The organism is Croceivirga sp. JEA036, from assembly GCF_011882165.1.
Lineage (GTDB): Bacteria > Bacteroidota > Bacteroidia > Flavobacteriales > Flavobacteriaceae > Croceivirga.
This window is the reverse complement of the sequence record NZ_JAATON010000002.1, coordinates 517,509-541,649: the sequence shown is the minus strand read 5'-3', so window position 1 is coordinate 541,649 and position 24,141 is coordinate 517,509. Positions and strand designations below refer to the sequence as shown.

Annotated in this window: 29 protein-coding genes; 6 read left to right on the top strand and 23 right to left on the bottom strand. The window is 41.5% G+C overall.

Annotation, left to right across the window (positions count from 1 at the left end):
- Positions 1-10: 10 nt before the first annotated feature.
- From HCO57_RS07335 to HCO57_RS07265, 16 genes are all read right to left on the bottom strand, one after another.
- Complete coding sequence (locus tag HCO57_RS07335) at positions 11-658, bottom strand: hypothetical protein (RefSeq protein ID WP_167988480.1); 648 nt, start codon at positions 656-658, stop codon at positions 11-13.
- A 1-nt stretch (position 659) separates the two neighbouring features.
- A complete protein-coding gene (locus HCO57_RS07330; RefSeq protein ID WP_167988479.1) occupies positions 660-899 on the bottom strand; it encodes a hypothetical protein in 240 nt (79 codons plus the stop codon).
- A gap of 4 nt (positions 900-903) precedes the next feature.
- Positions 904-2,391 (bottom strand): hypothetical protein, encoded by a 1,488-nt coding sequence (locus tag HCO57_RS07325; protein WP_167988478.1) that lies wholly within the window; start codon positions 2,389-2,391, stop codon positions 904-906.
- Complete coding sequence (locus HCO57_RS07320) at positions 2,392-5,436, bottom strand: SGNH/GDSL hydrolase family protein (protein ID WP_167988477.1); 3,045 nt, start codon at positions 5,434-5,436, stop codon at positions 2,392-2,394.
- On the bottom strand, positions 5,433-5,582 hold the full coding sequence (locus HCO57_RS07315) for a hypothetical protein (protein WP_167988476.1): 150 nt from the start codon (positions 5,580-5,582) through the stop codon (positions 5,433-5,435). The genes HCO57_RS07320 and HCO57_RS07315 overlap by 4 nt, the downstream gene beginning before the upstream one ends.
- Positions 5,579-5,920 (bottom strand): hypothetical protein, encoded by a 342-nt coding sequence (locus tag HCO57_RS07310; protein WP_167988475.1) that lies wholly within the window; start codon positions 5,918-5,920, stop codon positions 5,579-5,581. The genes HCO57_RS07315 and HCO57_RS07310 overlap by 4 nt, the downstream gene beginning before the upstream one ends.
- Position 5,921: 1 nt before the next feature.
- A complete protein-coding gene (locus HCO57_RS07305; protein ID WP_167988474.1) occupies positions 5,922-6,908 on the bottom strand; it encodes a hypothetical protein in 987 nt (328 codons plus the stop codon).
- On the bottom strand, positions 6,908-10,186 hold the full coding sequence (locus tag HCO57_RS07300) for a hypothetical protein (protein WP_167988473.1): 3,279 nt from the start codon (positions 10,184-10,186) through the stop codon (positions 6,908-6,910). The genes HCO57_RS07305 and HCO57_RS07300 overlap by 1 nt, the downstream gene beginning before the upstream one ends.
- Positions 10,186-10,308 carry a hypothetical protein gene (locus HCO57_RS16740; protein ID WP_262887813.1) on the bottom strand — a complete coding sequence of 41 codons (123 nt, stop codon included), beginning with the start codon at positions 10,306-10,308 and terminating at the stop codon, positions 10,186-10,188. Before HCO57_RS16740 ends, HCO57_RS07300 begins: the two co-directional genes overlap by 1 nt.
- 104 nt (positions 10,309-10,412) lie before the next feature.
- Positions 10,413-10,904: a hypothetical protein gene (locus HCO57_RS07295; protein ID WP_167988472.1), complete on the bottom strand. Its 492-nt coding sequence runs from the start codon at positions 10,902-10,904 to the stop codon at positions 10,413-10,415.
- The gene (locus HCO57_RS07290; RefSeq protein ID WP_167988471.1) at positions 10,904-11,425 is read right to left on the bottom strand and encodes a hypothetical protein; all 522 of its coding nucleotides are present in this window, start codon (positions 11,423-11,425) and stop codon (positions 10,904-10,906) included. Before HCO57_RS07290 ends, HCO57_RS07295 begins: the two co-directional genes overlap by 1 nt.
- Before the next feature lie 28 nt (positions 11,426-11,453).
- Positions 11,454-11,831 carry a hypothetical protein gene (locus tag HCO57_RS07285; protein WP_167988470.1) on the bottom strand — a complete coding sequence of 126 codons (378 nt, stop codon included), beginning with the start codon at positions 11,829-11,831 and terminating at the stop codon, positions 11,454-11,456.
- A gap of 3 nt (positions 11,832-11,834) precedes the next feature.
- Positions 11,835-12,155, bottom strand: coding sequence for a hypothetical protein (locus HCO57_RS07280; protein ID WP_167988469.1), 321 nt, complete (start codon positions 12,153-12,155; stop codon positions 11,835-11,837).
- Entirely contained in the window at positions 12,145-12,573 is a 429-nt protein-coding gene (locus HCO57_RS07275; RefSeq protein ID WP_167988468.1) for an N-acetylmuramoyl-L-alanine amidase, read from the bottom strand. The genes HCO57_RS07280 and HCO57_RS07275 overlap by 11 nt, the downstream gene beginning before the upstream one ends.
- 70 nt (positions 12,574-12,643) lie before the next feature.
- Positions 12,644-13,768: a hypothetical protein gene (locus HCO57_RS07270; RefSeq protein WP_245167554.1), complete on the bottom strand. Its 1,125-nt coding sequence runs from the start codon at positions 13,766-13,768 to the stop codon at positions 12,644-12,646.
- 34 nt (positions 13,769-13,802) lie between these two features.
- Positions 13,803-14,801: a phage protease gene (locus HCO57_RS07265; RefSeq protein WP_167988467.1), complete on the bottom strand. Its 999-nt coding sequence runs from the start codon at positions 14,799-14,801 to the stop codon at positions 13,803-13,805.
- A gap of 172 nt (positions 14,802-14,973) precedes the next feature.
- On the opposite strand from HCO57_RS07265, the gene HCO57_RS07260 reads away from it, so the two are divergent.
- Genes HCO57_RS07260 through HCO57_RS07235 form a run of 6 tightly spaced genes read left to right on the top strand, consistent with a single transcriptional unit; the run spans position 14,974 to position 20,937 of the window.
- A complete protein-coding gene (locus HCO57_RS07260) occupies positions 14,974-15,432 on the top strand; it encodes a YfeC-like transcriptional regulator (RefSeq protein WP_167988466.1) in 459 nt (152 codons plus the stop codon).
- A 1-nt stretch (position 15,433) separates the two neighbouring features.
- Positions 15,434-16,939, top strand: coding sequence for a hypothetical protein (locus HCO57_RS07255; RefSeq protein ID WP_167988465.1), 1,506 nt, complete (start codon positions 15,434-15,436; stop codon positions 16,937-16,939).
- Entirely contained in the window at positions 16,933-17,343 is a 411-nt protein-coding gene (locus HCO57_RS07250; protein ID WP_167988464.1) for a phage protein Gp36 family protein, read from the top strand. The genes HCO57_RS07255 and HCO57_RS07250 overlap by 7 nt, the downstream gene beginning before the upstream one ends.
- Positions 17,344-17,365: 22 nt before the next feature.
- On the top strand, positions 17,366-19,975 hold the full coding sequence (locus HCO57_RS07245) for a DUF935 family protein (protein WP_167988463.1): 2,610 nt from the start codon (positions 17,366-17,368) through the stop codon (positions 19,973-19,975).
- Entirely contained in the window at positions 19,975-20,490 is a 516-nt protein-coding gene (locus HCO57_RS07240; protein WP_167988462.1) for a phage virion morphogenesis protein, read from the top strand. The genes HCO57_RS07245 and HCO57_RS07240 overlap by 1 nt, the downstream gene beginning before the upstream one ends.
- Positions 20,491-20,937, top strand: a complete 447-nt coding sequence (locus HCO57_RS07235; protein WP_167988461.1) for a hypothetical protein — start codon at positions 20,491-20,493, stop codon at positions 20,935-20,937.
- On the opposite strand, the gene HCO57_RS07230 is transcribed toward HCO57_RS07235, so the two are convergent.
- From HCO57_RS07230 to HCO57_RS07200, 7 genes are all read right to left on the bottom strand, one after another.
- Positions 20,934-21,248 (bottom strand): hypothetical protein, encoded by a 315-nt coding sequence (locus HCO57_RS07230; RefSeq protein ID WP_167988460.1) that lies wholly within the window; start codon positions 21,246-21,248, stop codon positions 20,934-20,936. The genes HCO57_RS07235 and HCO57_RS07230 overlap by 4 nt on opposite strands.
- Before the next feature lies 1 nt (position 21,249).
- On the bottom strand, positions 21,250-21,792 hold the full coding sequence (locus HCO57_RS07225; protein WP_167988459.1) for a hypothetical protein: 543 nt from the start codon (positions 21,790-21,792) through the stop codon (positions 21,250-21,252).
- A 121-nt stretch (positions 21,793-21,913) separates the two neighbouring features.
- Entirely contained in the window at positions 21,914-22,393 is a 480-nt protein-coding gene (locus HCO57_RS07220; RefSeq protein WP_167988458.1) for a hypothetical protein, read from the bottom strand.
- Positions 22,394-22,506: 113 nt separating this feature from the next.
- A complete protein-coding gene (locus HCO57_RS07215) occupies positions 22,507-22,839 on the bottom strand; it encodes a hypothetical protein (RefSeq protein WP_167988457.1) in 333 nt (110 codons plus the stop codon).
- Positions 22,840-22,852: 13 nt separating this feature from the next.
- Positions 22,853-23,209 (bottom strand): hypothetical protein, encoded by a 357-nt coding sequence (locus HCO57_RS07210; protein WP_167988456.1) that lies wholly within the window; start codon positions 23,207-23,209, stop codon positions 22,853-22,855.
- Positions 23,210-23,222: 13 nt separating this feature from the next.
- Positions 23,223-23,924 (bottom strand): hypothetical protein, encoded by a 702-nt coding sequence (locus tag HCO57_RS07205; protein ID WP_167988455.1) that lies wholly within the window; start codon positions 23,922-23,924, stop codon positions 23,223-23,225.
- Entirely contained in the window at positions 23,921-24,130 is a 210-nt protein-coding gene (locus HCO57_RS07200; RefSeq protein ID WP_167988454.1) for a hypothetical protein, read from the bottom strand. The genes HCO57_RS07205 and HCO57_RS07200 overlap by 4 nt, the downstream gene beginning before the upstream one ends.
- Positions 24,131-24,141: the final 11 nt, after the last annotated feature.

Sequence of the window (24,141 nt, the reverse complement as noted above, 5' to 3'; positions counted from 1 at the left end):
TAATCTTAATTTATTTGTGTTCTACCTTATAGCTAATACCGCCAACACGGCTAAGCTCGCCACTTTCGTAAATAGGGAATTTGGTGCTTTTCCAGCTTACTATTTTACCCGTAACATCTTTAGAGGGCTCAACTCCGGCATATATCTTACCTGTTTTAACCACCCACCTAAAAGACTTTAAATACTGGCTGGCATATTTTTTACCAAAAATCTGCGCTCCATTAGTGTATAGTATATCATGTCTATCATACCCTAGTGGCTCTAGCACCTGCCGTTCAAAAGCTGGATTTACATAGGTAAAAAGCTCTGTACCCGTTTCCCTTTCCCAATACACTAAGGGCATGTTATCCGTGTTTGCCCGTACATTGTTAAATGCCGTTTGGAGCTTTACATAGTCTATCTTAAGCTCTAGGTTTTCTTTACGCAAACGCTCTAGCTCAATATCCTTGTTTTTATTAACAATCTCTAGTTGTTGTATCTGCTTTCTGTTTTGGGTAATTACCTCTTCTTTGGCCAGTATTATATAGTCCTTTCTAGCACTATTGCCTATCTGAAAAACAGCAATAACCAATGTTGATATGATACCAGAACGTATGGCAGATTTACCCCACATAGGTAATTGGTTAAACCATTGCAGTACTCCGGATGGTATTTTCATGCTATTCTAGTTTTCTTTTAAGCCATTTTAATGCCGCCTCCCATGCTGCCCAGCAAGAGATACATCCAATTACCAACAACCATTTGTTTGCTCCCATAGGTATGTCTACGGTAAACCAGGTATGGTATAATATATAGGCCGTAAAGTTTACCAGGATCAACCCGGTTAAGGTTCTTAAAAATCTACGTACAAACTGATTTTCTTTTATCGGTTGTATTGCGGTGTTAATTTTGTCTGTCATACTATCAATTATTGATTAAAATTGGTATTGTTTTTGCTATACTAGCGACCTCGCCCCCGTTACTAGGTGGTGTTGTATTTTCCCCCGTTGTTCTTTGGGCTACATAAAATTCCATGTTAGAGTAACTAGTGTTATCTGAATAATTGTTAAAAGCTACCTTTTGTCCTGTTGGGTCTGGCGTGGCAACAAAGCTGTTTTTCTCTTCCATATGAATCTGCGCGTACACTCTATTAAGCACACTATTGTAGCCTGTTTTATTCTCGTCTAAACAAGTAGCTATTACTTTTCTATATACCCTCTGAGCCGTTGGATCAGAAACAGAAGCGTACGTAGCGTTATTTCTATCTTCCCAGAATATCCATCCGGGCTGGTCAAAGTTCTTTCCACTAGCATGACCAAGTTCAAATGTGTCTGAATTGCCAACATCACCAAGAATTGTAATTTTTTCGCCCGTTTCCAAAACGTACATTACAAGATTACCATTTTCTCGCCCAACAAAACATTCATTGCCTTGTATGGTTACTTGGTGGTCTGCATGACCTATATCTGCTGTTAGATTAGAATGTAACAAGGTTAGGGTTTGCAAATCGTAAACTCGCATATAATCGCTTGCGCTATTTTGAGCCACAACAATAGCGTAGTTGCCATAAGCACTAACGGACGTAAAGCCATCACCTAAATCTGTAATAGCTACTTCACCAAAAACAACATCATTTACAGCATCATAGGTAAACATGTAGCGTTGTCCGCTTCTTGTACCTTCAAACGCCCAATACCTACCATCCCAACTAGGGGTGGTTTCTGCGGTTGGTGCTATGCTATTAGCATCATAATTAAAAGTTCTAATCACTGTAAGGGTACTACCGTCTGGTGAACGCTCCCTATATCTATTGTCGTTAAGATTGATACTCCTGTTATCATCCCAATACCCCCATACATTACTTACTGTTCTATCAGTCTTTAACGCATAGGTTGAAGCATCGTAGAACTCAAAAGGTATATTAGAACGCATTTCGGTGCCATCTCTAGACCAGTGCGGTTCTTTTGCGTATGCTTTTTCCAATTCTGGATTATCACCTAAAACACTTCTTTGGCTAACTTTACGCTCGGTTAAACCGAAAACATTGATATAAGGACTTGTGTTAGACGGTGGTGCAACGTAACTATAGCCTGTTGCGGTTAATAACTCTTCATCAGGATATAAACCAGTTCTAATATTAGGTAATGTTGTTAAATCGCTTTCAGTTCCACCAATGAAACTGCTAACCGATAAATCATAATTATTATTAGTAGTTAATCCTGTTACTGTGTAAGTAGTGTTAGTTGTACTGCCTACCTTTACACCATCCTTGTAAACATTGTAACCGTTTACACCACTAACGGCATCCCATTTTAAAGTTACAAATGTCCTTTCAACGTCCGTATAATAAAAGTTTTCAGGCGTTGTTTGCGCTATTAAAGCAAACGGTAATATGATTAATAACCACTTCATCTATAGGTTTTCATTGGTTAATTGTGTTATATGAGCTGCTCTTTCTCCGCTTGTCAATTGCGCGTTTCTCTTTATTAGTATTCGCCTAATTGAACCGTTAAAGAATGTGTCGGAAGCTCTTGCTCCTATAAACCATTCTTGTAATGAAATTTCGCCTGTAACTTGACTAACAGCATCATCTTGCAACACACCATTTAGATATGTTGATACAGTTGAATCATCAAAAGAAACCTCCCAAATAAATGCACCTGAATCCGTACCCGTGTAATTTGCATTTATCTGTCCTCCATCACCAATCTGCGTTAACATATTAGTAGCTGAAAGCCTACCTATGTTTATATTCCTATCCGTAGCCCTATCACCAACAATACTACCCGTCGTGCCTGTATCATCACCTATGACGACTATAATTGTACCTGTGTCCGTACCGATGTTAAAATCTAAATCCGAAGGCGTACCCATGCTTAACTTATCATCTACGCCATCGAATTGCACCGCCTTACGTCCACTTTCATCTATTACCGTAGGTTGACTACCCGCCGTTCCCTGCGTTGCTGATGTAACTACTCCACTACCGTCATTAGACCAACTTGTTAAAGTTCCAAGGCTTGTGCTTTCCGCATTAAAGTCATATTGCCAATCAAAAGCCCCAACAGCATCAGCCACCTCATTATGCTCCGTGTAGGCGCTAGCACTAACTATCCACGTGTTAGCATCTACTTTAAATATTGTTGCTACTTCGTTGCCTGTTAGTACAATACCATCTGCGGTAAAAGCCGTGTTAGTGTTTAGGATTCTAAAAGTATCACCATCCACAGGCTTTATGTAAGCGTTGTCTGATACGCTACTAGGTATTACCATTAACGCCTTGTTGTAATTGGTAGCCGTAACGCCATCGCCTAACTCTAAGGTGTCACTTGTTACATTAAAGAGTTGACTTTTATAGTTTGCCGCTGCGCTAAAGTCTGCATCCGTGAGCGTTTTTTTAGACGTTACGGTGGTTGGGTAGTATTGGCTACCCGTTGTAGCTGTACTGCTTGCCGCTATTTCATCTATTGCATCTTGTACGTTAGTGGATGAAAGGCCGCTTTTACTTCTAAAAGGAATTTTAAGACCTTCATCATAAACCTCATAATTTGTTTTAATGTTACCCTCTTCAAGTTGAAAGTTATCGTAATCTTCCGTAGGTATTGATATTCTTATATAAGAGACATTAGCTGGTATGATAAAAGAATCATCAGACAAAGAAGACCTACCGCCCGAAATAATTGTAGTTTTATCCTCTTCAAAAAAAGTAGAGTATCTTATATTATGCGAAGGTTGGTATTCAACACCTTCTTTTACTTTTATAAAATCACTTAAATCATAAGCAGTATTAGCAGCTTCAAAGCCATTGTCTGACATATACCTGCCTCTTTCTGCCGTGTCCTTATTAAACTTATTTTTCCCTATTTGAAATAATGTTGCATGGTCAAAATTAGCTAACTCATCTATGGCTTTTTTTACTGTGTTTTCTTTTAAATTACTATCTGTATTATCATAAAACAAATGTATTGGAGGGTTATATTTTTTGAATCCAGTTGAAAATGAACCTTTTTCAAGTTGAAAATATTCCTTATAAGTTTTTAGCAATGTAATTCTAATCCATTTTACTCCTTCTGGTATTACAAAAGGGTCTGAAGAATTTCCTGAACGCCCACCAGATATAACACCGTCACGCTTACCATTAAAAAATGTACTAAATCTTATATCGTGATTTGTGGTATAGGTTTCACCTTCAATAACAGGTATAAAATCACTTAAGCAATATACTTCGCTTGCTACAGTATATCCTGTAGCAGACATATATAAATCATCAGTAACAGTTTCTTTATTAAAAAGATTTACCCCACCATAACTAATGTTAGAATAATCTAATTCTTGATTAGAGGTTTCATATTGATGCCCTTTTGATTTTAAAGCACTAGATACAACATCAGCTAATACAAGCTTACCGACTTCATTAGGATGTATTAAATCCGTAGAATACAGCGTGTAATTTTGTGAATTAATTGGGTACTTGCTATAAACGTCTATGACAGATAAACCGTAAGCGCTCGCAACATCCTTCATTGCTTGCGCGTAATCTTTAATAAAGTATCCCTTATTATTTCTGTCCAAGTAAGTGTTACCAGCTTGCCACGTCTTGGCGGGAGTAATTAAAACAATCTCAACAGAAGGCTTTGCAGCCTGTACTGTCTCAACGAAATACTTTAAATTTTGAATAAAAACCGCTGTAGAATTATCTGCAGCCATGGACATGTCTCCTACGATTCTATTGCCATAATAGTCATTAGTACCGATATGCAGCGTTACCAAATCCTTATCGTCAAAATACCCAGTAGGTAAAGCGTCTAAGGCTCCTAATGTACTTGTTAATGCGCCACCACTTATTGCATGGGTTTCTACATTGTCTAAGTCCATTCCCAGATTTTGCACTACATAATAAGGGTAATCGTCTGTACTTAAAGAACTGAAACTATCTCCAAAAATTACCCATTTTTGTTCAGCTCTATTTATGCTAGTTATAGGACTTAGGTTAACGCCATCACCACCCGTGATATTTAGTTGATTTTCATTTAAGGATAAGTCTTGCAAACTTCCGTTACCTACAATACCACTCAAATCAACGGTTACCGTATTACCATCACTAATAGTTAGCGTTAGAATAGTGCCAGACAAACTAAAATCTGTAATAGTTTGGCTATCGGTATTGTCTAAGTATGGGGTTAAATCTACACTACCGCCATTGCTAAGGGTTAATACGTTATTGGCAAGGGTTATTGTTTGGTCTGCCCCACCTATTACATCTACCACCCATTCCGCTCCAGTAAAGCGGTAGTATTGCCCATCTGTAGAAAGGTATTTTTCTCCTACCATTGGGTTGGCGGGTGCCGTTGCCTGTGGTAGATATATGGCACTCTTAATTATTGGGCGTGTGCCTGGCACCTGCGCTGTAGCGTATAAGGATACGGTAAATACGAGTATTGCTACTAACTTTTTCATTTTTTTGTACTGTTAATTATATAGTTGTCTTTATCTCTATGCACTATGGCGTGCTCGGTTTCTTCTCTATAAAGTTCTTTTTTTCTGTAGGCGGCTATGGCTACCAACAAGGCCAGAACTGCTATTATTATGGCTAATACTATCATAATGGTGTGGCATTTAATAAGGTTACGTCCGTCTCTAAATTGGTCATAGCAGCATTTTTTATGTAGCCATGCACTACATAGCCAGGGAATAGGGTTCCTACGCCTATAAACTCATCCCCAACTTCCCAATTCTGTCTGCTTTTATTACCTTCTCCTTTTATCCATCGGTAGCCCGCTTTACGTAGGGGAGACATAATTATAAAGTCTCTTAGATCCTCTATATCCGCATAATCTGGGTCTAAGGTGTCTATGTTACCAATAATTAGCTTATCTGATAGCTTTAGCTCATTAAAGGCCCGTTTGAGCATTCCGCTCCAAAATACTTTACTCCCTGGCATGTTATGGTACTTTTATGGGTGAATCGCCACTATCCGTAATCACATTACCTTTATGGTCTAGCAGCGTAAATTCTTCTAGGTTATTAAATATGATGAACTCGCCTTGCTCGGTTGCAATAGGCTGTATTCCTTTAGGTTCTATTAGGTACGGAGTAATTACTGGCTTGCCAGCAAAAGCTAAGAGCAGTTTAACCCGCAGGCGGGCCATACAGTTACCTGTTACCACCCTTACTTGATTAACGGTAAAACCATCCACCGCAAAACAGTCTCGCTCTGTGCCGTCTATGTTTAAGTTGCGTACACCAGGTGCTGTTAACATTTGGTGCCATAATTCTATATTCGCCTTTAGGGTTAAAAAATCTGGTGCGGTAAAATACAGCTCCATGGTTACCTCCAAAGGGCCAACTTGTGTTAACTGATAGCCAGGCGCATTATAGCTGGTATAAAAACTTTCTTTGAGTTCTGGCCGGTCATAATTACCGTTCAATTTGGTTACAAAGCAGCTAAAGGCACTAAAGGGTATGCGGTCTATATTATAAGTAGCCACACTGTTGGCAGCCGGTAACTCCCTGTTTTGAATAGTGATTAAAGGCTGTTCAAACACCATTTTAATGGCTGCATAACCCTCTTTAAGATAGTCTACTACAATACGGTCTTTTAGGTATACCTCAAAATCTCCCCATTGCGTACCTAGGGTTACCAAAGTATTTAGGCGGGCAATAGAGGTGTATAGTTCTTGGAGCTTTTCTATGCAATCTACTTTATTGGCTCCCTTTATGTAGCCGTAAAAAGATAGGGTACGGCTATCAAAAAACAGCTCATCTGCAGCCACATAAGGCTCAATACCTTCCTCTCCCAACCAATCGTGAAAAGTTTTACCCAGGCGTTTTGGCATATCCAAAAAACCCTCTAGCGCAATATTGCTGCCTGGAGCCCTCCCTGGTAGTATGCCATAATCTGCCAATGATATGTTATTTAAACTATACATTATTTACCTAAATCTCTTTGGGTTTGGGGTTTGGTTGTGTTCTTGTTGATACTCATAAGCTCTGCCACCGTACGTTGTAGCTCTACCACCATTAGGGCGGTGTTGTTCCGTATAGCTTCACTAGAAGCCAATAAGCGTAAGGTGCCGTCTAGGTTTTGCCGGTCAATTTCAAAATGGCGCTCATGCAGTTCAAAATGACGTTTGGTAATATCAAACTGGCCTCTAAATAAGCCCGTAAGCTCGCTGGCCGTCTCTTCTGTCAATTCCCTTCGGATAGCGCCTTGCAAGCCCGTTGCCGCACTGGTGTCTAGTTGGTCTAGGTCTAGCACATCACTCAATTGCTCATATTGGTCTAGCGCACGCTGCACTTGGGTTTGGTAAGCCGCACGTATGGCGTCTGCCTCGCTTTGGGTTAATTCACCATCACTTTCTGCATATGCCGCAAATTCTTCAAACAAGCGTTGTAGCGGCTCCTCTAAGGTTTGGTACCGTATAGCGTTTAAAATGGCGCCTTGCAGTAGTTTTTCAATATCGCCTGCAAAATCCTCAAAACTATCATAGCCTTGTCTTAGCCCTTCTATAATGCTATCTGCTATACCAGTAGCCGTGGTACCCGTAAACAATTCTTGGCTTTGGCGCTCCAAATCGCCAAGCAACGCATTAACATCTTGCCCCTCTTGGCGCAAATCCCTTAATTGCTCAAACAGTTCCGTTGCACGGTCTGTTAGCACGCCCTTCTCATACAAGGCTTCTATTTCTTCAAAAGTTTTGCCCAGGAGGTCCTCATACTCATTAACCACTCTGGTTTTACGGCCAATACCCAAAAAGCCGCCGTACTTTTCTGTATAGCTATTGGTAATAAACTGTTCTTGCTGCAGCTCTGCCAATAGGCGCTGTTGGTCTATGGCAATTTCTTGCTGGGCCAGCTTAAGGCTTTCCCTACGGGCATCTAGACCCTTAAGCGTTAATTCTACCTCTTCTGCCTTAGCTATGTTGCGCTCTCTCTGTAGCGCTGCCAGGCGGCGCTCACCATCTTCTATCTCTTGCTGCAGCCTCAATAGTTCTGCCTCTGCCTGCTTTCTGCTTTCTCTGGCTCTGCGACCAATGGAAAATAAACCGGTTATAGCTTTTAGGGAGCTGGCAATACCACCAACAATATCTCCAGAGGCAAAACGTGCTCCAGCTTCTGCAGCATCTCCTAGAACATTTACCACCTCTCCCAAGGTTTCAATGGTGTCTCCAAGGCCTTCATCAAAATACCCAACTTCTTGCCCTAGGGCTTGGAAGGCACCGCCAATCTCTTTGGCTTGTTGGGCTATTTTAGAAAAGTTCTGGCCCACACCAGCATCTACATTTTGCTCTAGCTCATCTATTTTACTATTGATCTCCGCAGCGGTATCTGCACTTAATCTACCTGCAGCTTGTAAGGCCTCTACCATTTTACGGGCATTGGCAATTACTGTTCTTGCTGCTGTTGTGCTAAGGCCCTCTACGCCACGTATCAAGGCTTTATACTCTTCTGTACCTTTGGCATAAGCCTCATCTAAATCTGCTAAATCTGCAGTAAAGTTTCTTTTAAGCTGGTCTGCCTCTGCAAAATTACCATTGGCCAATAGTAATTGGCGTTGGTTTTGGTAATCTGTAACCAAACGGGTGCGGCGTTGCTCATAATCTTGCAGACTAGCCAATAACTCTTGGTAATGCTGTGCTTGTGCAGATTGTTCTTTTTCTAAAGCTGCTTTTAGTAAACGTACCCGCTCTGCTTGTGGCGCCGTTGCGGTACCGTTATTTACAGCTGTAAAGGCATCTTGGTTTTCTACCACCTTTTGCTCTAACAATTGTAAATAAGTGTCATAAGCTCCAAGCCTGGCACTGAATTCCTCTTTAGCTTTGGCTACACCAAAATCTTTAACGTACTCCGCATAGTCTTCATAAAGCTGCTTTTGTTCTTCTAAAGCGCTTTTTAAAAAGCGAGTTTCTTGCTGGTAGTACAATTGGTCAAAACTCTTGGCCTCCAGTGCATTTAGTTCCGTTAGATTAATCTTGACTTGGGCATTATTTGGATTGGCATTGAACTCTTGAACCAGGGCACGTATTTTGCTAAATTTATCTTTTAACGCTTTAAGTTCTTGCCCATCTTTATCTAATTGCTGTTTTGCAAATTCCGTATCTAATGCAGCTATTTGGTCTAATAATTTTTTACGCTCTTTTACTAGCTTTAGGGCGTCTTTATCAGAACCATCCTCTAACTTTAAATCAAAAGCTTTTACCAGGGCATCTGCTTTTTGGTTTAAACCATTTATAATACGGTTATATGTGGTGTTTAATTGCTGTTCTTCTCGTTGTAAGTCGCTGCGTTCCTCTCTAAGTTTTTTGGTAGCAAAAGTAGAGGTGGCACTACGTGTGCCGCCTTTGGCTTCTATTTTTTCACTTAGGCGGTCCTCTTCTTTGGTTATTTCTATAAGCTTGGCGCTGGCCTCGTTAACAGCAGCTAATGCTGCAGCACGGTAAAGCAGTGCTCTTACATAGGCATCACTTTTTTCTCTAAACAACTGCTCTGCTTGGTTGTAGTTGTTGGCAGTGCCTAGTGCATCGCCAAACTTATCGTTATACAACTCTAAAGCCTTACGTTTTTTATCTACATCTGTTGCAGCTCCGGCAAAAGCGGCACCAACCTCTACTACATCTTTAATAGCTGTTTTATAGTTGGCATCTTCAAAGGCTTTGTTAAGCGCTTCTTGTTTGGCCTTGGCCTGGTCTATGGCCTTGCCGCCATTAAAAAGTTTGGTAAAATAATCTACCAGCTGCGGACCATAGATGGTAAGTAAGGTAACGCCTAAACTTAATGCAGTATTCCAGGAGAAAAGGCTACCAACTACTTGGCGCCATACAGGTATGCCTTTTTTACCAGAAGCAACAAGAAGGTCGTTTTGTGCCTTTATACGCCCAATTTCGTCTGCTAAAATGGGTAAGTTGTTACTAATGGCCAAGAAACCCGTTTGCATGGAGAAGGTAAAGGCAGGTAGTTCCCTAGTTATTTGGTTAAGGCTATTGCCTAAACCATCATACTGGGCTCTTTGATTGCGTAACGCAGCTGCATTTTGCGTAATTGAAGCTCCAGTAGCGTTTTGCAGACGCTCTACTTGGTTGTTAACCTGGCGCACAGCGTCCTCACTGTCTTCCGCAATGCCTTTTATCTGGTCTTTAACCTTTTTGGCGTTCTTACGCACCTCTGGCTCGTTAATTAAAAACTCTATGTCTACCGGCTCAAAATCCATTAATTGGGCTTACGGGTTTTAAGTTTATTTTTTAAATCTTGTAGCGTCCCCTCTTCTTGTGGTTCTTGCTCTTGGTCTGCATTAGGCCTTTCAAAACGTATGGCATCTGCCAACATTAGCATAAGGTTGGGTTGGTTTACCCTCCACAACACTTGGTGCCAGGTATGCCCTGTCTCCTTTATAAATTGGTGCAACAGTCCCCAAGGGCTATGTAGGCCGTATTGCCTTAACTCCCTTGTGGTGTCTGACCCAGATTTGGCGTTGTCACTTTTAAACTTCTTACCAATCTGGTAGTACTCATAAAATCCGCACTGCCCCCGTACACCAATAGGGCAGACGTTAAGGCCAATAGCTCTGCAGGCTTACAATGCCATTTTAAATACCAGGCCAGAGGCTTGGTAAATAGTCTGCCAGACCAATTACCATTAAGCATTGCGCAGGCCACTGCCTTAGCAATGGTGGTGCCATGCACCGCCATAATTTGCAAGCTCTCTTCTACGCTTAGCTGGTCTAGTTTTTCATCTTTAAGGCCTGTACTTAAATAGTAGGCACTTATACGCAACAAGGTGCCGTAATAGGGAGCGGTTACGGTAATGGTAACACTCTTTTTAAGCCACCTTATAAAAAAAGGGGCGGCAATTTTAAACTTGACGCCCCTTTGTAGTATGGTTTGGGCGGCCAACATCTCTGTGATGGCGCCATCTTTATCTTTATTCATTACGCATCTGCAGGGTCTGTAACCGTAAGTGCTTGTACACCATCTACCAATGGAGCTACTACCGTAAAGGTTAAGTCTAGCGTCCAGATATTGTTTCTACGGAACTGCAGGTTTTTTAACGCCTTTACCTTAGCTCTAGCAACTACCATAACAGCGCCATCTGTAGTGGTAATCTCCATACGCTTGTAGATACCCGCTTGGTTATCTGGCTTTGCCCAGGTCTTAGTGCCATCTCCATTATCGGTAACCGTACCCCCTGCAAAGGCCGCCAATTTATCTACAGAGCAATCCATCTGGCCAAAAGAGAGTGTTTCCTTGCCGGGCTCTGAAAAAGACACTACAGGTGTGTTATTCATTTCTGAATAAATCTCTGTATCCGTGCCATCTTCCTCATTAAAATCAAAGGTATCTCTTAGCACATCTTGGGTTAAGTCTAGCTCTGTACCCGCTTCTGCTAAGCCTGTAGTGGCATTAATATCAAAAACTTTAAGGCTTTCAAAGCCAATTTTATACTTGCTCATAAGGCGTATGTTTTATGGTTTTTTTGGGTTACTCCTCTGTGTTTACCTCCAGGTCTTTTGCTTTTGTTTCTAGTATAGCTGCTCTTAGCTTATCTTTACTGTTTAGACCTGTAATATCTAATTGATACGTTTCTGTGGCCAGCGTTTTCAACTCTTCAAAACCTAATGCTTCTAGGTCTTCATCATCTTTAGTTGCTTTATTAAGCGCCTTAATTCTTGCTTCGGCATTTTCTAATAACTCTAGCGCCGTAAAGGTCTCTACCTTATTTTTCCCTGTAGGAAAACGTTGGGCGTGAGAATCTGCATGGTGTTTCTCTATAAATATTACACCATCACTAGTGGCATAACACTCTTCTAGACCATTGTTGGCCAATACTGCTTTTGCTTTTTCAATAACTTTAGACATATCCTAATTTTTAGCTTTGTTTTTACCCCATATTTTCTGCCAAAACGTGCGCTTATGTGGCACGCTATCTTTTTGAACAACTGTTTGGGCTTTATTATCTATAGCAGGTTTTACATGTACATCTACAGTACCACCATGCTTGGCTTTGAGCTTTTTAATTTCGGTCTCAAAGGTGTTCTCTATTTTTGTGGTCTCCTTTGCTATGGAGGCCTGTACCATACCTTCAAAATTGGCAATGGTTACTTGGTTGCTTATGATGACCAGCACACCTATAAGGGCAATGTAAATGCTATTTTCTATTACGTTTGGCCAACTAATTCTCATGACAGTACATCCAAGTTGCAAGCCATTTTGCTACATCAAAACTGGGGCAGGCTTTATTAACCCCTTTAAAATCCCTATGGCCTTGCACTTTGGCTTTTGGGAATGTTTTCTGGTATTGTGCCACCAGGCGGGCCATGCTTATACACTGTGCTAGTGTTCTAGTATCTTTAGGGGCCCCTTCTGGGTCTATGCCGCCTATATAACTTATATGGATGCTCTGTTGGTTGTAGCCCCGCACCCCATTGGCTACTTCTTGTATCGGTAATAATTCGGTAACCGCACCGTTTGGCTCAATTATAAAATGATAGCCTGGGTTCTTCCACCCTAAAAAGTTGGTCCAGTAGTTTTTTATGCTAGCTATACTGGTATGCTGCGGTGTTGCTGTACAATGCAATACTATGTAGCGTATGTTTCTCATAAAAACCCCGTAGGGGAATCTGCCCACTGCAGTAGTGGGCAGACCCTTAATTAACTAACCAACTCAAAAATTAGGCTGTCTTAGCCTGTTTCATTAACATAATACCATTGTAATCTGCTCTTCTTGCACGCCCACCAGAACGTACTAAGAAAGAGTAGATATCTCCATAGTATTGTGGGTCGCCAATATTCTCAAAAGCTTCTACGCCGCCAAAGGCAAACTCTACCGCTTCTGAATACCAGAATAAGGCGCAATTATCGTCTGTTGCAGCACCTGCAGCACCCACTGGGTTAACGGCATTAGCAGCTGTAACGCTAGTTACGGTGGAGCGGCTCAAAATCTTCCAGCCTTGCGCTTTAAGTATTACACCCATTCTGCGCTCCTCTTCTGTTACATTTTGCATGTAAGTGGCCGTTACCTGGCTATCTGCTGGGAATGCCTGCGCCAACATATCTGGAGGCAACATGGCATACATCTTATCATTAAACCAACGCTTATTTTGACGGAAATACGTTTGCGCTCTTTGCAAATCATTAATGCTAAAGGCCTTACGTGCTCCTGTGGCATTTGGTGCTGTAGCACCGTTGGCTACGTCTGCTCCTGTAGTTGCTAATATATTGGCCGCTGGAAAGCTGCTAGCCGCATAGGTTCCATGAGCGCCGCTGTTTAACCAGTTGTAGATAGTTTCTTCTGCAACTACTTCTACCAGTTTGTCTCTATCCTCACCAAGGGCAGAAGCTCTCTTGTCATAGGACAATTCCTTAGTGTCTGCATGCGGTATGTATACTGGGTCTGTGGTAAACTCGTCTAACAGATAGATTACATCAGTATCATTACGCTTGCGCACACTTGCGGGCACCGTACTTCTATTCTTAACCACATTACCAGAACCTGCAGACTGCGGTATATGTACTACCTTACTATTAATTACATTGGCATCTGCATTGTGGGAGAACCTTAAAAAGGTATTGTCCTTAAACAACTCCTCCTCTATATGGTTCTGCCATATCTCTACTTGAATTGCGTTTAAAACACTTTTAAATGGCATTATAGATACCAAAGTACCTGTTACAAATGCTAAAGCTGCCGCTGCAGGAACTAGCATTGGGCTAGGGCCAAATAACACGGTACCAAGTACCACATAGGCAATAACCAAGTACAAAAAGTTTAGGGGTTTAAATTGTAGATTTTTCATTTTTTCTAACGCTGTTTTTCGGGTTTATTTGTGATTATCCTTGGTACGCTGTGCCAAATTTTTTCTTAAACTTTTCTTTGAAAGCCTCTATATTCTTTTCCTTTAGCAAAGTCAACTTATTGCTCTTGTCTAGCTCATCATAGCTAAGCTTCAACAACTCATCAGAGCCATCTTCTTTGCCATCTATTTTAGATGCCACATCTTCTTGTACCGGCATAGATTTTAAAAGGGCGTCTGTAGTTTCATAATCTGCATTGGCCAACTTTACGTAATGGTCTTTTTGATCTGCAGTAATTCTCTTTTCTGCCACTGCTTTTTCTGCCAATGCTACAGCTTTGTCTTCTGCAGATTCTTTTTTAAGGTCTACGACCTCTTGGGCCAAATCCTTGTTTTTCTGGGTAAGATTAAGCACCTCTTGCTCTTTATCTGCCAATGTGGTGCTCATGTCTTGGATAGCCTGCAGGGCTTCTGCCTCTGTTGCGCCGTCTTTTAATTTTAATAAATTCAGCGTAGAAGCTGAAAGCACTAAAGTCCTCATATTACTATCTTTTGTTTTTGGGTTCAAATTTGGTGGTAAGACATCAGAGAGCGTAACCTCCTCACCGTTGGCATCGTAAAGACTTACGGCCAAAGCTTCTGGATTGCTTCCAATATCACATAGGCTAACTTCAAACAAAGAGCTATCCCACAACCATAAATCTTCCTGGTCTTTCTTAAATTCTCTAGGACGCAACCCTGCAGAAGCCATTCGTATTACATTTGCCTCTACCTTATCATGTATTTTCATGGCAAACGCATCTTTGTCATCAAATACCGGTATACCAGACAGTTTACCATCGTTAAGCTCAACATCTTCCCAATAGCCTAGGGGTAGAATTTCATCTTGGCTTTCTCCTTTGGGGCGTTTATGCATCCATAACAAGAGTGGGTTGGCCGTGAATTCTGCAAGGTCTATGCCCGCAGTACGCACTCTAAAACCGTGGCGGTTTTTGGCGTCTGTACTTATTACCAATCTCTTACTACTCTTTTTCATGCACTATTGCGTTTTGTTGCGAATTGTTGGCACAAATAAATAGGGCTTTTTTGGGGTAAAAAATTTGCTGTTTTTAAATGGTTGTAATTACCGTACCGCCTTGGTATAGTTAGCGTTACCAGTTTGCAACACGCATTTTTAGCCCTACACCTTATACAGCATTTTTGTGCTCATGGCAGTAAACACAAAAGACACGGTTAAGCGCAAAAAAGAGCATGCTAGGCTGCTCTACACGCAGCAGGGCGTAACCAACCAAAAAGAGTTGGCAGAGCGTACAGGGGTCTCTAAAACTACTATTAACAAGTGGGTAAACGAGGAGAACTGGGAGTATCTGCGTGGCAATGTTATCATAACCAAGGACCAAGAACTAAAAAGGCTTTACCTGCAGATTACCGAGCTTAACGATTTTATCAATAAAAAAGAAGAGGGGCAGCGCTTTGCCAATAGCAAAGAAGCAGACACTTTGGTAAAACTTACAGCCGCAGTTAAGCAGCTAGAGATGGATACCTCTTTAGCAGATGCCATTCAAGTGCTCAAAGACTTTATAAACTTTGTGCGTATAGAAGATTTTGAAGCCGCCAAACTGGTTACCACACAGGCAGACGCCTTTATAAACAGCCTTATAAAATAGTATGATTACAGCTAAGGACAAAAGGGCCGTTATAGATTGGGATGAGTTTGTGCAAAACATGAACCGTGAGGCTCCTGTAGAACTTAACGAGAGTCCACAACAAAGAAGGGCACGTGTAGCGCAATTAGAAAAAAACCATGAGGCTTGGTTTAAATACTACTTTAGCGCCTACTACACTAGTGAGCCAGCACCTTTCCATTTAAAGAGCACCAAGCGGGTAATGGAAAATGCAGAGTTTTTTGAGGTACGCCCTTGGTCCCGTGAGCTAGCAAAATCTGGTCGCACCATGATGGAAACTCTAAAACTGGTACTTACGGGCAAGAAAAAAAACGTGATTCTAGTAAGCAACAATAAGGAGAATGCCATGCGTTTGCTAGAGCCCTATAAGATTCTGCTAGAAAAAAACAACCGTATTATTAATGATTATGGGCCGCAACAAAAACACGGTAGCTGGGCAGACCATTACTTTATAACACGTGGTGGTGCCGCCTTTTTAGCGCTGGGCAAAGGGCAGTCTCCCCGTGGTACACGTAACGAGGCCGTAAGGCCAGATTTAATTATACCAGATGATTTTGATACGGATGAAGACTGCAGAAATCCAGAAACCATAGACAAGTATTGGGATTGGTTTGAGCGGGCCTTGTACGCCACCCGTTCTATCAGTAATCCATTATTGGTCATCTGGAACGGAAATATTATAGCCGAATACTGCAGCACCAAGCTTGCCATGAAAGTGGCAGATAAGTATGAGCTAGTTAATATTAGGGACAAAAACGGCAAAAGTACTTGGCCCCAAAAGAACACGGAAGAGATGATAGACCGTGTGTTAAGTAAAATTAGCTATAATGCTGCACAGGGCGAATATTTTAATAACCCCATTACTAGAGGCAAAGTTTTTGATGCCTTGCACTACAAGAAGTTATTACCCTACAAGCGGTACAAGTTCTTTGTAATCTATACAGACCCAAGCTATAAGGCGGGCAAAAAGAACGACTATAAAGCTACTATTGCGGTGGGTAGGTATAAAGACGAATACCATGTTAAGTTTGTGCGCTGCGCCCAAACAACAACTGCCAATATGTTAGATTGGCATTACCAAGCACATAAAGAGATTGCGCCACATTGCGCCGTTTATCACTACATAGAATGGCCTAGCATTGACGACCCTATAAAACAAGAGCTGCAAAAGGCAGACAAGCGGCATAAAATGACTTTGCCCCTTAAGGCAGATGAAAGGAACAAGCCAGACAAATTCTTTAGAATAGAAAGTACCCTAGAGCCTTTGAACACCAACGAAAAGTTGTGGTTTGAAGAGCGCTTAAAGGTAAGTGACCATATGAAGGCTATGGAAGCGCAATTTTTAGCCATTAGCCCTACCAGTAAGGCACATGATGATGGGCCAGATGCCGTAGAGGGTGGCGTATACATTGTTAATGCCAAAACCAGTAGTGATGTAGGCAAGATTAGTGTTAATAAACATAAAAAACGAAACCCAAAGAGATGGTAACCAGGACAGATTTTGACACCCACCTATATGCCGAAATTTTAACCGCTATAGACCGTGGAGACACCAGCTTGCTAACCACTGCTATTAATGCAGCCTTGGGCGAGGCTAAAGGCTATTTAAGCCGGTTTGATGTAGACGCACTATTTGCAGCTACTGGAGAAGACAGGGATGCAACATTGTTGTTGTATTTAAAAGATATTGCGGTCTGGCATTTTATACCGCTGGCCAACCCCAATACAGATATGGCGCTGCGCCGCACCCGTTATGAAGATGCCATACGTTGGCTTACAGATATACAACGGGGCAAAATATATTATGCAGATTGGCCCGTACCCACCACCCAGGAACAGGGAGAGGCCATTATTGCCGTAAGCTCCAGACCCCGCAGAACCACCAACTGGTAACAACTATTTAAACACCATTTAAATGGCACATAAAATTAAACATACGGCTACGGCTGCAAAGAACCCCGCAAACGAGCCAAAGCAAATAATTATACAGCAGTTAGAGGTACGTAAGGCTACCAGAACAGAGCAAGACATACCCAAATGGCGCAACGCCATTAAATCTGCAGAAGGGGTAAACCCAAGAAGGCAGTTGTTATATGATTTGTATGCAGATGTAGAACTAGATGGCCATGTAGAGAGTGTTGTAAGTAAACGTACAGATGCCGTGTGTTTGGCAGATTGGCACTTTGTAGATAAAGATGGGAGCCCTATAGAAGAGATTAACCAGCTTATAGATACTATTGGCTTTGGAGAAATGATAGAGGAGATTGTTAAAACCCGCTTTTGGGGCTACTCTATTTTTGAACCAAAATTCTGGAAAGGTCTGGATGATAAATGGCAGATGAATGCAGGGCTATTGCCTCGCTTGCATTATAGACCAGAGGCTGGCATTGTTACCTACCAAAGGTATGGAGAAGATGGCGTGGATATACGTAGTGGGCGCTACCTTAAAACCGTAATGGAGGTAGGCAAAGTAGACGATATGGGGCTTTACGTAAAAGCAGCGCCATACGCTATTTTAAAAAGGGGAGGCATAGGAGATTGGGCAGCTTTTATACAAACCTTTGGCAGCCCTCTAATAGACGCCACTTGGGATGGTTTTGATGAAACCCAAAAGGCAGCACTCCAAGATGCCTTAAATGGCTTAGGACCAGGTGGCACTATAATTAGGCCAGATGGCACAGAGATAAGCATTATAGAAAACAAGGCAAAAGACACCAGTGATGCACACGGTTCTTTTACCGGGTTCTTAAATAAAGAAATTAGTAAATCTTTATTGGGCACCACAGAGACCACGGAAAGCTCTACCTCTTCTGGCTATGCGCAGAGCAAAACGCATGATGAGCAAGACAATGACAAGCATGACAGTGATTTGCAATTTACCCGCAGGTATTTAAACAGCCGCTTTATTCGCGTACTTAACGCTTACGGTTTTGACACTAAAGGTGGCGAATTTACCCTTAAAGGCGATGAGCACCAGCTAGACAAAACACAGCAATTTAATATTGTTAGCACTTTAATGGAGAAACATAAATTACCTGTAGACCATGATTATCTTTATGAGACCTTTGGCATTCCCAAACCAGATAATTATGAGCAGCTATTAAAGGAGCAAGCGCAACAAGAGGCAGCAGAACCAACACCTAAAAAACCGAATACCAAAGCCACCAGAGAAGAGCAAGAAGGGAAAAAAGCCGCCAAAACCAATAAAGAAAACAAAGACGTTTCTTTAGATGATGCCAAGGCACAATCTGGTATTATAAGGGCGTACAACAATTTTGTAGAAAAGCTATTGGGTTTTTTCGTGAAAGCCCCGCAAGACGGGGCAATGCTGCAGAGCTGTACACACCACCATACCACCATAACACTTAGTAATGGCATTAATAGTGATACTTGGTTGCGGCAATTCTGGGAGGGCAAAAATAAAAGCTTTAGCAGCACACTGTTCTATTACCATAGCAGCAACCTTACCAGAGCGTTTAAAGAAGGATGGGGCACAGGAAACACCGTGCAGCTTACAGAAAATCCTGGCTTTGCCTACGGTGGTGATGACCCCGCTATGCTCACCGCTTTTGAACAGAACCTCTTTAAATTCGCAGGGGCAAAAACCTTGGCGCAAATACAAGAGCTCAACCAATTTTTTAGGCAAAGCAAAAGCTTTGAAGAATTCTACCAAATGGCCAAACCACGTACAGAATTGTACAACACGGCATGGCTACAGACGGAATATGCAACAGCGGTACTAACAGGCGAGGCAGCGGCCACCTACCAGCGTCTAAAGGCGCAAATAGACCTATTTCCTTATTGGAAGTATACCACGGTGGGAGACGAGCTTGTAAGGCCAGCACACCGCTTGTTAGATGGGTTAATTTTACCCGCAACAGATAAAATCTGGCAAAAACTATTTCCGCCAAATGCATGGCGCTGCAGGTGCAGGGTGGTACCATTAATGGCGCATGAGGTAGATGCCAGCTTATTGGGAGCTATGCAAAAGCGGGCCAAAGCCTATTTAGATAGTACTATGGGCCAGATGGAAAAAGACCAAGGATGGCACGTTAACAGGGCTAATTCTGGTGAGGTATTTTTAGCCAACCAAATGTATACAGGCAAATTCCCAGGCAAGGCACAGAAGAGCTTGGCCCAATTAAAACCGCAAGATTGGGGATTGCAAGCGTACTCGCAGGCCAAAAAAGCAGGTAAGGGTGTAGTTAAGACTTTTGATGGCGATAGACCGGATCAAGCGCAATTAAAAGATTACAACAATAGACCAGTGGTTGTAAACAAATCTGGAGGCCCAAATGCCTTATACCTGGGCATGCAAGAAGCATTGCACCAGCCAGACGAGGTATGGTACCAAGGCAAAGACCTTACAGAGGTGTACTATGTTAAGTACTACAAAGACCAAACCCTTGTAACCGTTGCCAAAGTTGCCCCAACAGGCATGCAAATACTTAATTGGTATACCTTGGAAGAAACACGTAAAAGCATAGACCTGGTAAGGCGTGGTTTACTAACATATGTTAAGTAATGAAAAGCAAAAACCAAAAAAAAATAGACGGCTTTTTTGCGCAGTTTGACCAACGTTTTGTGGCGGCCATACCCAACATTGTGGCAGAAACGGCCACAGAATATTTTAAACAACGCTTTACAGAAGAGAATTGGGACAATGTGCCTTGGCCTAGTCTTAACCCCAAATATGCCCAAAAAAAAACCGCTGGCCGTGGGCGCATACTAACCCGTAATGGTTTTTTGGTAAACAGCATTAGACCCTCTACGGTAAGCCTAAAAAGAGTAGTAATCACCGCAGGTAATAGTAAAGTACCTTATGCCAGAATACATAATGAGGGCTTACGGGTTAGCGGCGTACGCAGTGTGCGTAGCTATACCAATAGTAATTTTATGGGCAAGGGTAGAGCCGTGACTATCAAAGCCCACAACAGGCAGGTAAACTACCAGATGCCACAGCGTAGATTTATGGGCCGTAGTGCCTTTCTAAACCAAGCTATTAAAAACAGGCTGGCCGCAGCCTATAAAGCCATTTAAATGAAACAATTATTTAAAGACATTACCGAACGTTTAGACGGCATTGCCGAACTTAATTGGGTAGATGAAGAGAAGGGCCAAATGAACTATACAGGAGCTTATGACCGACCGCCATTAGTATTCCCTGCAGCTTTGGTAACCCTTAGTATTCCGGGTACGCAAGGTCTTAATGATAAAAAACAAATTGCACAGCTGCAGCTGGCCATTACCTTGTGTTTTGATTTTTCGGGAAATACCAATAGCAAAACACCAACTGTAGAGCGAGACAAAAGCCTTGCGTATTATGATGTTGTAGATGCGGTATACAAAGCACTACAAGGCTGGAGCAGTGGCCGCTTTAACCCTTTGGATAGAATTAGCTTTAGGCCTATACCCAGGCCAGATGGGTATAAAACGGTACAACTGGTTTTTGCAAGTGGTTTTAAAGACCATACCGCTGCAGACTAATGCCATGCAAGCCAAGGGTATTTCTTTTTAAGGTCGCTACGGTCTGTTTTGCGGTCTTTTAGGTTTTCTAAATAACCCAAACGTCCATTAATATGCCTAGATATGGTTAGGGGGCTTAAAAAGAACTCTTGGCTAAGGTCTGCCAAGCAATCATCATACCTTTTACGGCATAATACCGCATAATAATAATACCTACTCACCATTAATGTGGTGCGCTTGGTTTTTAAGTCTTGTTGGGGTTCTATGGGCAACTCTTCTAGAGCATTGCTTACCAGATTATCATAAATCTTGCGCTTACCACCTAATACCATACTACCAGTTGTTGTCTTGTGGGTTATTTAAATGGTTTTTAAACGCCAGTATATAGTTATTAAAATACTGTTCTAAATCTGTTTTTGCCCTTTTACTTTTTAGCTTACCTTTTTTGCCGTAAATACCAAGATTACTACCATCTAAACTCATTTTTTCCCAAACTATATGCAATTGCTGTAGCTTATCCGTATAGGTGGTAAGTATAAAACTGGGAGCATCTACACGCACTTTACCATCTTTAAACCTAAAGGCAAGGGTATACTCCATGTTAAAAACGTGCAGTCCATTGCGGTGTATGCTATTGGGCGCCTGCGCATTAACAGTTATGCGCTCTCCTGGTATAACACTAATGGCACGATCTGGATGGGTGTATAGGCCATGCAGGTAATCTAAGGTAATCTGGTAAAGGGTTTGGGCGTCTTGGTCTGTGGTAAGTACCAAATAGTCTTGGTCTTTATGGGTGAGGCCGTAAGGGGTAAGCTGCCATTGGGCGCAAAGCATACCACTACATAAAAAGAATGCTAAAGCTAATTTTCTGTACATCTGGTTGTTAATTTATATAAATGTACAAAAAAAGAAAGCTTAGCACTAAAATCTTGGCTTAAGCTTTCTTTAATACAACAAGGCTTATCCGTCATTAAAACGACGGATAGACGGGCGTTGTCTATCTATATTCCTCATCTGGAGAATACCTAAAGGCTGTAAAATGCAGGCAAATAGCTGTTACTCTTTTTTGGGTGGTGGCCCAGAGGCCAAACCATTCTTTAAACTGCAAGAGCTCTAGACCATCATTAGCGGCCAATTGTTGCATTGGTATACGGCAATCATAAGATATTGGCCCAATCTTTAAACAGGTATTATAGAAGTCTAAATCTATAATTTGAAAACCCACCTGATCCTCTTGGGTAAGGCAGGTAATCTGCTCTTGTTTAGAACGGTATGGCATGCCCTGCCACTCTCTAATACTTAATATGGCCTTACCTGCGGCCACCTCTTCTATCTTTGGCTGCCAATAGCCTACATTGGTTCTTAGGGTATGTATTTTTGTTCCTTGCAGCACCTTGGTTCTAAAATTAGTGGATTGCCCTTGCTGGCTATGGCCTTTTAAAAAGGTTTTAGAAAGTGTTATTACGTGTGTTTTCATCTCTTATCTGGTAGTCTAATGATATGTATATGTAAGCGCAGAAAAGCGCATAGTCTACGTGCTGCAGGTAATACGCAATTACACTGCCCACTAGAAAAGCGGCTAATATTAATTTATTGCGCATTTTTATTTTCCAAATCACTTATTTTTAGTTTTAAATCTTCAATAATTTTATTTTTTATATTGAATGTTCTCAAATTGGCTGACAGCACCCTTTGTAAATCCTTATATGCTTTAGTATTTTCCACACCTTGCTCAAGTAACTCATTCCTTTTCCTAATGGAGTTATTTTCTTTTTTGAGCATCTCTAGTTTAGTGTTTAATTCTAAGATATTATGGGTTTGATTTTCTATCTTTTTTACTAAGCTATTTATGTACTCGTCTCTTGAATATTTTCTTCTTAGTGAAATTAAAACGTTATCTATGTATCTGTCGTGTTTATCCATATAATGAGTTTAACTACATATAATCTTTCATGTATTCTGTAACTGCGGCGTTAAACTTTTCTTTGCCCATTACCGCAATGGCCTCTGCAATATTTTTGTAGCCTTTATCTATTGCCACCTGGTAGGCGTAACCTTCTCTTTTACTTGTAGTTGGTGGTAGGCTTATTTTAGAATTGTTTTTGCCCAACAAAGAGATGCCCGTTTGCCCCTTGCTAAGCTTAAATGCTTGGAGCTGTAATTTACCCGCATTTACTATGGTATTGCCTATGTTTACCACTGTCTGCGCCTCTTCTTTTTTCATTTCGCCATTTCTTATTTTGTCTAATGTATCAAACAAAATGTCGTTTAAATCATCTAAATTCTTTGCCATAATTTTTGTGTTGTTAAAGTTCTCTTTGTAATTGTAATAGAAGGCTTTTTGTAGGCCTTAGTTCTTTTGGTAGTCTGTTGCGTTTGGCATGTTCTGCTCTGGTGATTATTTTTAAATCTTCTGGCCCGTCTGCTATAATGTTGCCACTCTTGGTAATTACCAACACACTAGATGGTAGCGTAAAATAGGTGTTGGTAAACAGCCACCTGTTGTAGTGTACAAAGCCCGTTTTGGTTTTTATAACGGCTTGGCCGCTCCAGATTTTTAGAGTACCTACTGGGGTTGCCCCCCCACGGGTTTGCCATGCCTTTACGGGGCAATCTTTAAACATACCCAATTGCACATTACGTTTTTTAATGGCCTTTATCTGTGCCGCAGTGCGCTTTAGCTTTAGATAGCGCCGTTTTTTTTCTATATGTTTTTTGCTCCAGCCTTTATCTTTATGCCAGCGCTCTGCAAATTCCGTGGCCAGTTCCGTGTCTCCTTTTACCTGGTACCATTTTTTTAAAAAAGCAACTTGCTCTGGGGTCCAGTACTCTAACTGTTGGCGGTACAGCCCCATTTGGTAACGTATTACTCTTACACTGGTATTGCCCACGCCCAAGGCCTTAGCCATTTCTGTATTGGTGAGCAATTTGTAGTTTTCTTTGATAAAACGTAAATGCTCTGGCTTAAAGATTGCTTTACCATATTTGCCTTTCTCTACTTTGTTCATGGGCATACAGCTGTTACCAAGTGTACATGTTCTAGACCGTTTGCCGTGTAGTCTACGGGTGGCTCTTTGGCATTGTAGGTGCTTTTTAGCTTATAAATATCTGATCCAGGTACATGGGTAAACTCTTCTACCCAATAGGTGCATGGTTCTTGTGTACTGCAGCTGGCAAGTACCGTGATAATAAGTAAGGTGTATAGTGTTTTCATATTTATGTTTT